At 38.8% G+C, this 12,016-nt stretch carries 11 protein-coding genes; 7 read left to right on the top strand and 4 right to left on the bottom strand.

From position 1 onward, the window contains the following. Window positions 1-8: 8 nt before the first annotated feature. From HNP38_RS00230 to HNP38_RS00245, 4 genes are all read right to left on the bottom strand, one after another. Window positions 9-557: a TIGR02594 family protein gene (locus HNP38_RS00230; protein WP_184182658.1), complete on the bottom strand. Its 549-nt coding sequence runs from the start codon at window positions 555-557 to the stop codon at window positions 9-11. 14 nt (window positions 558-571) lie between these two features. Further along, on the bottom strand, window positions 572-1,399 hold the full coding sequence (locus tag HNP38_RS00235) for an N-acetylmuramidase domain-containing protein (RefSeq protein WP_184182661.1): 828 nt from the start codon (window positions 1,397-1,399) through the stop codon (window positions 572-574). A gap of 100 nt (window positions 1,400-1,499) precedes the next feature. Continuing rightward, the gene (locus HNP38_RS00240) at window positions 1,500-3,359 is read right to left on the bottom strand and encodes a hypothetical protein (protein ID WP_184182665.1); all 1,860 of its coding nucleotides are present in this window, start codon (window positions 3,357-3,359) and stop codon (window positions 1,500-1,502) included. 76 nt (window positions 3,360-3,435) lie between these two features. Beyond that, entirely contained in the window at window positions 3,436-5,046 is a 1,611-nt protein-coding gene (locus HNP38_RS00245) for a hypothetical protein (RefSeq protein WP_184182667.1), read from the bottom strand. A gap of 384 nt (window positions 5,047-5,430) precedes the next feature. Here HNP38_RS00245 and HNP38_RS00250 point away from each other — a divergent pair, with 384 nt between their 5' ends. The 7 genes from HNP38_RS00250 to HNP38_RS00280 all read left to right on the top strand — a co-directional run bounded on the left by HNP38_RS00250 (window position 5,431) and on the right by HNP38_RS00280 (window position 12,016). Next, on the top strand, window positions 5,431-6,252 hold the full coding sequence (locus tag HNP38_RS00250) for an energy transducer TonB (protein WP_184182670.1): 822 nt from the start codon (window positions 5,431-5,433) through the stop codon (window positions 6,250-6,252). Window positions 6,253-6,419: 167 nt separating this feature from the next. Further along, window positions 6,420-7,193: a ParA family protein gene (locus tag HNP38_RS00255; RefSeq protein WP_184182673.1), complete on the top strand. Its 774-nt coding sequence runs from the start codon at window positions 6,420-6,422 to the stop codon at window positions 7,191-7,193. A 39-nt stretch (window positions 7,194-7,232) separates the two neighbouring features. Then, window positions 7,233-8,126: a ParB/RepB/Spo0J family partition protein gene (locus HNP38_RS00260; protein ID WP_184182675.1), complete on the top strand. Its 894-nt coding sequence runs from the start codon at window positions 7,233-7,235 to the stop codon at window positions 8,124-8,126. Beyond that, complete coding sequence (locus tag HNP38_RS00265; protein WP_184182678.1) at window positions 8,123-8,761, top strand: DUF5683 domain-containing protein; 639 nt, start codon at window positions 8,123-8,125, stop codon at window positions 8,759-8,761. Before HNP38_RS00260 ends, HNP38_RS00265 begins: the two co-directional genes overlap by 4 nt. Before the next feature lie 142 nt (window positions 8,762-8,903). Further along, the gene (dapB, locus tag HNP38_RS00270; protein WP_184182681.1) at window positions 8,904-9,605 is read left to right on the top strand and encodes a 4-hydroxy-tetrahydrodipicolinate reductase; all 702 of its coding nucleotides are present in this window, start codon (window positions 8,904-8,906) and stop codon (window positions 9,603-9,605) included. Window positions 9,606-9,685: 80 nt separating this feature from the next. Beyond that, window positions 9,686-11,338 (top strand): signal peptidase I, encoded by a 1,653-nt coding sequence (gene lepB / locus HNP38_RS00275; RefSeq protein WP_184182684.1) that lies wholly within the window; start codon window positions 9,686-9,688, stop codon window positions 11,336-11,338. Window positions 11,339-11,392: 54 nt separating this feature from the next. Next, a complete protein-coding gene (locus tag HNP38_RS00280) occupies window positions 11,393-12,016 on the top strand; it encodes a WbqC family protein (protein ID WP_410493752.1) in 624 nt (207 codons plus the stop codon).

Consider the following 12,016-nt stretch of genomic DNA (forward strand, 5'->3'; position numbering starts at 1 on the left):
ATTTTTGTTTAGGCTTCGTTCTGTGAAACGGTGCCTGAAGAAGAAAGTGAAATTTTTCTTACGTTAACGGGCTGGTTGATATATTTAGGTCTTCTGGAAGTATATAGCCGGTTTTTTTCAATCCGGGTAATGCATACTTTGTCACTTTGATTTCCTCCCAGAACATGATAGCAGGTAGCGTCTTCACCTACATATAAACCTACGTGTCCGCCGCCTTTCCGGATGAAAACCAGAACATCGCCCAGCATCGGGACCGGAGTGTGTTTCCCGAAATTACCCCAGTTCAGTGCCCATAAAGGATCTTTAACGATCTGTTTTGAGCTCCTTTTAGCAACTACGGCCATAAAAAGCCCGCACCAGGGGATGGAATCTGCAATGTAAAAATCTTTTACTCCTTTATACATTGGATCTTGCCCTACTTCTTTAGCCCAGGAAAGAATAGTAGGATTGTTTTTGGCTCCCAGAACTTCAGAAGTATCATAAAGATTCAGAGCCTGCTTGATCATGATAGGCCCGTTTTCTTTAGTGAGCCATTCATATTGTTTAGTGAGTGCCATGGTTATTGGTTTTTTTAGTTTTTAGAATATTTTAAATAGGCTTTGGCGAGCTTTTCGTCATATTTGTTCTGCTTATAGCCTGCTCCATTGTATGCTTTAGAAAAGCCTGCCCAGTTTTTGTTTCTCAAATGGATCAATATATTGTTTACTTCCAGGAACTTCCCGAAAGCATTCAGATGCTCTCCTTCGCTGATCTCCATTCTGGCCACAAAGTCACTCACATTGGGATATCCGATGTTTTTAGCATGGAATCCCATGATCTGGAAGCATCCCCATGATGCGGAAGACAGGGCGGCATCTTTAAATTTAGGATCGCTACTCAGGGTAATCGCTTCATTGAGCCTGTCATATTCCTTTACACCGCCCTGATAATATATTTTCGTCCATTTTGGATATAGAACATCTTTGTGGGACGCACTATAATATGAATTTGGGTCGATGCCTCTTTTTTTGAGTTCGTTCCAGAAAATATGGCCTTCAAATAAAATCTTCGGTTTGTTATTGATCAGAAAGCCTTTTCCACTGCTTTCGATCTCGTTAACAGCCTTTACAGCGGCCAGTTCCAGCCCGTATTGATCGGCAAAACCGACCAGGTCACTTTCTTTAAGGAATTTGTCCGTCTGGTTGGCAGGCCGGGTGTTTTTTTCAAGCAAGACCTGCCATGTTTTTACACCAACAATTCCGTCCACTACCAAAGCGTTTTTCCTTTGAAAATCTTTTACGGCAGTATCTACTTCCAGGGTGAAAGAGTCTGAGATCCTGATACTGTACCCCAGTTTGTGGAGTATTTCACAAAGGGTGAGTACTTCCGGGGCTTTTGTGTAATATCTTAAAAGTTTCATAGCGATTGGTTTTTAGTTATGAATTATGAGTTATGAATTGTGAGCTGATCCTTTATTTATTGATCATTAATACATTATACGTCATACATTATACAAATTATCAATTCATCGGTATCTTAGGCATCTTTTCGCAGATCATCCCGATCAGGAAGAATGATTTGAATTTTACTTCTTCCCTCTGCAGCTTGTATTCCAGATTTATGGGAGAGATATTCGTCACACTGAAATTTTGATTTAAAACGGCATAATCATCAATCCTTAATTCAATGCTGTATTCTCCTGTGGGAATGAGTTGATTAATGATTCCTGCTTCATTGCTTTCTATTTCAAAGATCCTGTTGTTATTTATTCCTTTAATGGAAAGAGAACATTTATAGATGGGTTCGTTATTCATTTTGTCAAGTACCCTGAACTGTACATTGGTGCCCGGTGGAGGTGGCGGAACCGGAGTGGTGGGGTATTTCGGTCCCCATGTTCCCCAGGGTGCTCTTATCGGAGTAGGAGAAGGGGTTGCCGGTTTTGGAGTGGGTTGTACAGGGCTTGCACCATGAGGCGCAGGGGTGGCAGGCCTTGTGTTCTTGATCCCTCCTAATATATTCCCAATACTGACTTTGTTGGCATAAGCAACATTAGCCGTCATTTTTACAGCTTCCGGCTGTGACGGTTCTGTGGCGGGTTGAGTGGCAAAATCATTTACAGCAGTTATTCTGGCGGTTTCAAGGGAAGTTGTTTTTCTGGCCATATGATTTAGCTGGTCAGATTTAATGGTTTTCACATTGGTGATAGCCTTTAAAAACTTCTGATTGTTGTTTTTATTGACGAAAACCTGCTGTTTCATTACCAACGGCCCGAAATATACCAGTTGATTAGGATTGTTGACTGCATCATTATTAATGGATGGGTCTAAAATGATCTTCAGGTTTTTGATCAGGATCATTGTTTTGGGGAATGCCGGTAATTTATAATCACTGGAAATGGTTTGACCGTCTGAGATCTTTTTAGACTCATTCCATTCAAACATTCCGGAAAGCATGAAATTCTTATTGAACCAGTTTCTTTTAAGGTGAACGAAAGAAAAGTCAAATTCCACTGCCTGGATCATGCTTTCATCATAATCTATCGAAAGGATCTCGGAAGGGAGATTCTCATTCGCATTTTTGGCCTCCGAATGCAATCCTTCCAGCTCGGATCTTTCGATTCTCATACTATTCCAACCCGATTCGTTTTCCATAAAATCGTAGGGAATGAAATTGATGTCATGAATGGAAGAATTGCTGATCACATCCGTTTTTTCAGCTGCTTCAAAGGTATTTTTGGCATTTTGGGCCATGGCAAGATACAGATCAGCTTCAGAGGCTTTATTGATCTTTTCCAGTTCTTTTTCTATAATATCTTTATTGCCTTTTACCTTCCATTCGGAAAAAGTAAGGTCTTTTATATTGTTGAGGTTGACCAGTTGGTCGTTCCAGTTGTTTTTTTCTTCATCAGTGTCCAGTCCGTCAAACAATTCCAAGTGAGAAGTGATATTGTTAACAGCTGTTTCGTGAGCCGTCCGGTATTTTTTATAAGCTTTGAATTCCTTCGTATCATTGTTTTTAGCATCAAAAATAACCGTGCTTTTGTTCTCCAATACTTTATCCAGATGCTCTTCAATGTCTTTCAGGTTGTTTTTATCAAGGATATCCCTGTAAATATCAAATAAAGAATTGTTGGGGTTAAGGTCCCAGAAATTAGAAGAAATAGGAACGGAATTCAGTTCATAGGCCACATTCTGCTTTTTGATGATGGAAAGAGCCTTTTTCTGCTCATCATTAAGCAGGCTCTGAGGTTTTAGCAGTTCCAGTTCTTCATTTTCATACACTCTCAGGGATGGGCAGATCATCGGCAGATCATTCTCCATAGAGCTTTGGGACATATAGATGTTCTTAAGCTTCTGGTAAACGGCAACAAAGTATTTCATGGTTATTGGTTTTGGTTATTGGAAATAACCGACAGGGCAAAAGCGTCTGCCGGTTACTCGTATTGAGAAGAATGGTTTATGATTTTCCGTCTGTCCATTTTTTGATCTCCGGATTTGGATTTGGAGATTTTGGAACTACGTGGCATTTATAGCCGATGATGTAAATTCCGTCTGATGTTAATTTTTTGCCGTTCCATTTAGAATTGGATTTTACATCCTGGTTGTCATAGCTGTAAGTTCCGCCGAACATGAAAGGCCCGATACCTACTGCGGCGCCCGAGCTTACAGAATTCTTAACATCGGTAAAGGCAGTGCTGTTATTGGCGAAATCCAGAGAAACATCCTTTGCAATGATAAGTTCCGTAATAATAGAAGGCATAAGCCCTTTACCTTTACCATCGCTTATCATATCTCCATTTAGAGCTTGTGGGGACTGCTCGTGCAGCTTCCAGAATTTGGATTCTACAAATTGCTGGTTGAACCATCCTCTTTCCACCCTTACTTTTCCTACTTTGAAGGAAATTTTCATGTTGGTATAGTCTGTATTGATTTTGGTTTTTTCATGTTTTCCTCCACCTCTGGCTCCGATAGAGAAAATACCCATGCTGAATCCTCCGGCAGCACCCCAGTTATGAACGGTCTTTGAGTAATCATAGTTGGATTCGCCTTCTGTAATAGTGATCGTAGGCCATCCTTTGGATTCTTTTAATGCGTTGGCTGCTACCGGAATGGAAGGGGAATAGTTGGTATAATCCAGTATCCTCGTTCTCTGGCTGTTTCTGAATTCAGACTGAATTCTTTTCTTGATCACCAGCATGTGCTTTTCTTCGATCTCGCTCAGGTAATTCTGAATTCTTTCTACCGCTTCCTTGTATCCTAAAGACTGCCATGCTTTTAATGCTGCATCTTCACGTTTTTTCATGTTTTTACCATCGATGGAAAGCTTTGCCATAGCCTCAGGATCTCCGTTGTCGGCAGCGGTCCTGATCTCGTTGTTGGCATCTACGATATCGTAGTATTTCATCTGGTATTCGATGTATTTTGCATACGTAGGAGATACGAAAGTGTGGAAAATTTCAGGTTTGTTCATATCATCTATCGGTGCATTTTCATCAAAATCAGGATTTTTTAGCTTTTTGATTTTGAATAACTTATTTCTTAAAGTGTCTAATTTCTTTTCTACTTTTTCATCGAATTGAGTATCTACTACTACCGACCATTGTAAAAGATCTTCGTACACTTTTGAAACTCTTTTCTGAGAATCGTTCATAATGCTCATGATCGTCATAGATCTTCCGTTTCCATCCGCAGTAAGAGGGGGTAATTGAGAAGGAATTACGTCTACCATTGCCGCAAACTGTTCCATTTGAAGATATTTTCTGAATTTGCTGCTTGATAAAGCATTTTGATACGCTTCCATGTCTATTTTAGGATTTCCGTTGGCGTCCAGGATTGGCTTTCCGGTTCCGTCAAGCATTGGTTTTGGAGACGGTGCATCTCCGAAAAGTCCGTTAAGTGCATAATCAAAAGTGTCTTCAGAAAGAGTGACTCCCACGGGATCAAAGGCGATGAAATCATCAGGTCCTAAAGAATCAGGGTTTCCTCCATTGGTTACAGTGTCATAAACTTGTTTTAAAAGCATGCTCATTAACGAGTTCGATTTTGCTTCTTGGGTAATAGTTGGCATAATTATTAGTTTTAAAATAGTGCTTACTCTTTTAGGTTTTCAGCGTTCCCCTTTTTTGTATGGTACAAATGTATTTCGGCTTTGGAAAAAATATATCAGTGTATTTCCGATTGCACAGGTGTGGTTTTTACTATTTTTTAATTTATGTTGAATTTTTGTGAATTTTAAATGAATATTATTGAATAATGATAAATGTGAATTTCTTGTTTATAAAGGATTATTATTTCATACATAGTTAAATTTAACAGATTAGTATAATTTTTTATAAAATGATGATGTTTTAGTAAAATTTTGGCAAATATTTTGATATTGGTATAATACTTATCGATAGGTCTTATAAAACTAATAATCACCAAGTATTAACAGTTTAAATATTTACTAGTGATGAAACACCTACACCAGAACCAGGAATTTCGCTTTAATGAAATTCTTTTTGAGCACCGTAATAAGGAATATGGTGCCTATGCATTAAGAAATGAATCAGACAGGCTATTAACAAAAGCACTTTTTGTGGGTGTGGGTTTATTGGCTGCGATATCAATTACCCCGATGGTAATTTCGGCATTTAGAACTAATGACGTTGCTCCTACAGGCCCTGTTTACGTTTTGCCTCCGCCTGTGGATGTTGAAACGCCTGAGGTGAAACCTCCAGCAGCACAGCCTGTTCAGCAAACCCGTCCTGAGGTAAAAACCTTTGATAGTACGGTTCCAACACCATCAAGTGACGCAAATGAAAATGATAGAGAAGATGTGCCTGAAAATGCAGTAGCCGGTTTTAAAAATAATTTTAAAGCAGAACCTGCTAAAACAGAGTATGTGCCGTCAACTCCAACAATTGGTACAGGACCGGTGATTTCAATAAAACCTCCTGTAATTGAGACTCCAAAAGAAGACAATACCATTAAAACAGCTGTTGATGAGGAAGCGGGTTATGATGAAGGAATCAACACTTTCAGAAATAAAGTAATGAGTAAGTTTGATACTTCCGGCTTTGAAGGAGAAGGAGTGATGAAAACAATGATTACTTTTGTAGTAGAAAAAGATGGCACAATTTCCGGATTGAAAGCTGATGGTCAGGATGCAAATTTCAATAGTGAAGCACTTAGAACGATCAAATCGATTAAAGGAAAATGGATTCCTGCTAAAATAAAAGGCCAGGCCGTAAGAAGTTATTTCAAATTTCCGATCTCAATGAAATTTGAATAATCAATATCAAAAACAAATCTTGACACTTATCCACAAAGAGCTATTTTTTGTGGATAATTTTTTTGTTGGCTAAATCCTTTATTAACAATATTTTAACTCAATTTAGCTTTCGCTGCTTTCGAAGAGCAAAGAAAAAAAGTGTATTTTTGAAGCTTAAAGTTCTAGTAATGGCAAAAATCATAGGTATCGCTAATCAGAAAGGAGGAGTCGGGAAAACGACAACAGCCGTCAATTTAGCTGCAGCATTAGGGGTATTGGAAAAAAAGATATTAATCATTGATGCTGATCCGCAGGCAAACGCAACATCTGGTTTAGGGGTTGAAGAAGTTCAGTATTCTACATATAATCTATTGGAGCACAGTGTAGATACAAAAAGCTGTATTCAGAAAACCAGTACACCTAATCTTGATATTGTTCCGTCTCATATTGATCTGGTAGCAGCAGAAATCGAGCTGGTAGATAAAGATGACCGTGAATATATGCTTAAGCAGGCACTGCAAGGCGTGAGAGATGATTATGACTTCATTATCATCGATTGCGCGCCAAGTTTAGGGCTTATTACGGTTAATGCACTTACAGCTGCGGATTCTGTAATTATTCCTATTCAATGCGAATATTTTGCCCTGGAAGGATTAGGTAAGCTTTTGAATACCATTAAAAACGTTCAGAAGATCCATAATAAAGATCTGGATATTGAAGGTTTGCTTCTTACCATGTACGACAGTAGGTTGAGATTATCAAACCAAGTGGTGGAAGAAGTGAATGCCCATTTCCCGGAAATGGTCTTTGAAACCATTATCAGCAGGAACGTAAGATTGAGCGAAGCGCCAAGTTTTGGAGAAAGCATCCTGAATTATGATGCGGAAAGCAAAGGAGCGATCCAGTATATTCAGTTGGCAGAAGAAGTTTTGCTGAAGAACGAAAAATTAGTAAAGAATTAAAATAGCTTAAAGCCATAAGCTTAAAGCTTAAAGCATAATATGAAGGACAAAAAAAGAGCTATGGGACGTGGTTTGGGTGCCATTTTAAGTGCCGAATCCAAAGCAACGATCAACTCGGCTACCGATGAAGGAGCGGATAAGTTTGTAGGGAACATCGTAGAAGTGGCCATTGAGGATATTTATCCGAATCCTACCCAGCCAAGAACTTATTTTGATGAAAAAGCATTAAGCGAACTTGCACAGTCCATCAAAAACTTAGGCGTGATCCAGCCGGTTACCCTGAGAAAAGACGGCGAAAAGTTTGAGATCATATCCGGAGAAAGACGGTATAGGGCAAGTAAACTTGCCGGCCTTACCTCTATTCCGGCTTATATCCGTCTGGTAAATGATCAGGAGCTTCTGGAAATGGCTCTTGTTGAGAACATCCAGAGAGAAGACCTTGATTCGATCGAAATTGCCTTGACCTATCAAAGACTGTTGGATGAAATAGGAATGACCCAGGAAAATCTGAGCCAGAGAGTAGGAAAGGACAGAAGTACGATCACTAATTCTATCCGTCTTTTAAGGCTGAGTCCGGATATTCAGAATGCCATCAGAAGCGGGGAGATCTCCGCAGGGCACGGAAGAGCGATTATCAGTCTGGAAAATGATGAATTACAGCAGATATTATTTGACAAGATTATTAAAGAACAGCTGAATGTCCGCCAGACCGAACAGGCCTCTGCCGCTTTAAAGAATCCGAAATCATCTGCCGCCAAAAAAGCAAAACCGGAGCTTTCCAATAATTATAAAAAGGCGCAGAAAACACTTTCTGATATTTTAGACGTAAAAGTGGAAATTAAAACCTCTGGAAACGGTAAAAAAGGTAAAATAGTTCTGGACTTTAAAAATGAAGATGAGCTGGAATATATTTTGTCCCATATTAAACAATGAAAAAAATACTTTTCACATTTTTCCTGTGCCTGTTTTTTATGGCATATTCGCAGGTCAGTCCCAATGATACCATTCGGGTGGAATATCATCCGAAAGACAGTATTTCTGCGGCCAAACCTGCAAAATCCGAAGCTCAGATCATCGCTGATCTTGAAAACGCTAACGGGCCTACCAAGAAAACAATCAAACTGAATCCTACCAAAGCAGGATTATATTCTGCTGTTTTACCGGGATTAGGACAGTATTACAACAAAAAATACTGGAAAATTCCTATCGTTTGGGGTGCTGTGGGAGCAGGAGTAGGTATTGCAGTATGGAACGATAATCAGTATAAAAAATACAGGGAGTATTATATTGCTAAATTAAATGGCACTCCTAATGAATTTGTAGACAGTCATCCGTGGCTGGATAAAGTGGCATTGGGGAATGCCCAGGACAGAGCAAAAAGACAGAGAGACTATGCCATTGCCATTACAGGCCTGATATATATACTGAATATCGTAGATGCAGTAGTGGATGCACACCTCTATGAAAGCCGCCATGACCCGGACCTTTCTTTCAGCCCTGCTGTTATTCAGGATCAGTATAGGATTGCTCCTCCGAAAACAGGATTAAGTTTAAGTTACAGATTTTAATAATTATATTGAGTACGTTTAATGTATTACACTTTGCTAAATGAAATGCCTTTGTGAGCTTAAAAACATGAAGCATTTTAACTTTTCTTTGCGATCTTTGCGTTGAAAAATAAATAAAAACGTATAGTTAAATAAAATAAGTATGAAAATAGCATTAGTTGGTTATGGCAAAATGGGCAAAATCATTGATGAGATTGCCGCAAAAAGAGGACATGAAATAGTGGCCCGCCTGAAAGAAACCCCAACTGCTGAAAACCTTAATCGTCCGGATGTTGTCATCGAATTTTCCTTGCCGGAAGTGGCCTTTGATAACATTAAAGTCTGCCTGGAGAATAAAATTCCTGTGATATGCGGAACCACAGGATGGCTGGAGAAAAAAGAGGAAATAGAAAAGATAGCTGTTGAAAATGCTGCTGCATTCTTATATGGTTCCAACTTCAGTTTAGGAGTGAACCTGTTTTTTGCACTTAACGAAAAGCTGGCTGATTTAATGAAGAATGTTGACGAATATTCCTGCCAGTTGGAGGAAATCCATCATGTTCACAAAAAAGACGCTCCCAGCGGAACAGCCATTTCCATTGCAGAGGGTATCTTTAAAAACAATCCTAGATTTGATGCATGGAAACTGGACGAAACCCAAGGGAACCAATTAGGGATCTTTGCAATCCGTGAAGATGAAGTTCCAGGAACTCACAGCGTTTTCTACAAAAGCGAGGTTGATGAAATTGAAATAAAGCATACCGCCTTCAATAGAAGCGGATTTGCATTAGGCGCTGTAGTAGCTGCAGAATGGATCAAGGATAAAAAAGGAAACTTTACCATGAAAGATGTTTTGGGGCTGTAATACTGTAACAAAATATCAAAACCATAAACTAATAGTAAGTTGTTAAACACAAATTAAAACAGAATAGGCACAAAAAATTTATGAATTACTTTTTAACTTATACGGTATACGTTCTCATTCTATCTTTATTGATGGGGATTTCTACCTGGAAACTGTTCAAAAAAATGGGATATAGCCCATCGTTTGCTTTTATCCCCTTTTATAACTATTTCATTATTTTAAAAGAAACCAAACATCCGAAGTGGTGGGCCATTTTATCATATCTTCCGATTGTGGGGCCTATCATGATGTCTGTTTTTCATATTTATCTGATGAAAAAATTCGGGAGAGGCCTTTTCCAGCATCAGCTGCTTACGGTTATCCTTCCGTTTATTTATATGGCAACGGTCAACTATTCCAAAGATGTGGAAATAGAAGACGAAAATGAATTGTTTTTAACAGACGAAGAGAAAAACGCCAAAAAGAAAGACTCTTTTATGGGGTCTATTACCTTTGCCGTAGTTTTTGCTACTATCATCCATGTTTTCATCACCCAGCCTTTTGGTATTCCTACAGGATCTATGGAAAGGACTTTGCTAGTAGGTGATTTCCTTTTCGTTAACAAATGGAGCTATGGGTATAGGCTGCCTATGCGTCCTTTAGCCATACCATTCTTACAGGGTACAATTTATGATACCCAAAAAGATGGAAACCCTAAAAATGACCCCAAATCATATGTTGAAGGTATAAAATTACCCTATACAAGACTCCTTCAGTTCAATAAGCCCCAGAGGCATGATGTGGTGGTCTTCAACTATCCTCAGGATTCAGTGCATGTAGCGATTGACAGAAAAGACCCTTATGTTAAAAGATGTGTGGCGGTAGCCGGAGATACCTTTGAAATGAGAGCCGGAAGGCTTTTCGTGAACAATAAACCGGAAACCATTTTGGGAGATCAGGAATTACAGCATTCTTATACCGTCAATACAGGAGCTCAGCTGGATATTCCGGGACTTTATAATACGTATGGCTTCCTGCCGGTAAGAGAATACCAGACAGATAAAGGCTTTACATATGTTTTCCAGGGATTGACAGACCAGACGGCGAAAGAGATCAAAACTTTACCTAATGTGATCGATATGAGCGAAAATATCTATCCGAAGGACTCCGCTACCATTTCATATAAATTAAATGCCGATAAGACGGCTTTCACAAAAAGTGTAGATACCACCCAGTCTATATTCCCGATCAACAAACCATGGAACCAGGATTGGTATGGCCCTTTAAGAATTCCTAAAAAGGGAGATGTTGTAGCAATCAATAAAGAAACACTTCCAATGTATCAATGGATCATTTCCGAATACGAGCATAACAGCCTGGAAAATAAAAACGGGAAGATCTTCATCAACGGAAAAGAAGCTAATCAATATACCATCCAGCAGGATTATTATATGATGGTGGGAGACAACAGGGATGCCTCATTAGATGCCAGATTCTTTGGTTTCGTTCCTGAAGAGAATATCGTAGGAAAACCTATGTTTACATGGATGAGCTTACAGGGTGCATTCTCGGATGCCAGTTCTTCTTATCAGGCTCCGTTCAAAATCCGTTGGGAAAGGATGTTCAAAGCAACTAATACCGGGGAAGCCAACAAAACCTCGTACTGGTGGATCGCAGCTATGATCTTGGTCTTATTCTTCGGATGGGATTACTTTATGAAATTGTTCAGAAAGAAAAAAACAGAAGACGATTAATAACTAAAATAAAAATAAAATGAAGTATTTGAAAAAATACTTCATTTTTGTATAATGAATATGAAGAATGTACTATTACCGGTATTTTATTTACCGCCCGTTTCATGGTTTTCAGTATTCCTGCATGCTGAAAATGAAATTGTATTGGAGCAGTTCGAAAGCTTTCCGAAGCAGACGTACAGAAACAGAGCCAATATTTACGGGGCAAACGGAAAGCTGTCACTGATCCTTCCTATCAGTCATAACGGGAAAAGAAAATTGAAGGATATTGAGATCTCCCATTCGGAGGATTGGAGAAAGCTTCACTGGAAATCCATTCAGACCGCTTATCAGAGTTCACCTTATTTTGAGTATTATGAAGATAAATTCAGGAAGATTTTTGATGTCAATGAAAAATATCTTTTAGATTTTAATCTCAAAGGGCTGGAAATTATTCAGCAGATCCTGAAAACAGAAAAGGCATACTCTTTGAATGAAGAATATATCAAAAATCCGGAAGCCGTAAATTACAGAGAAAAATTCTCGGCTAAAGCTCCTTCAGAATTTGAAATGGAAGAGTATTACCAGACCTTCTCAGATAAATTGGGGTTTTTAAGTGATTTATCAATTTTGGATTTAATATGTAACAAAGGCCCGGAATCTTTGACTTATATTAAAAATATTAAACAATTATACTAA

This window comes from Chryseobacterium defluvii, from assembly GCF_014204415.1.
In the GTDB taxonomy this organism is placed as follows: Bacteria; Bacteroidota; Bacteroidia; order Flavobacteriales; family Weeksellaceae; genus Chryseobacterium; species Chryseobacterium defluvii_A.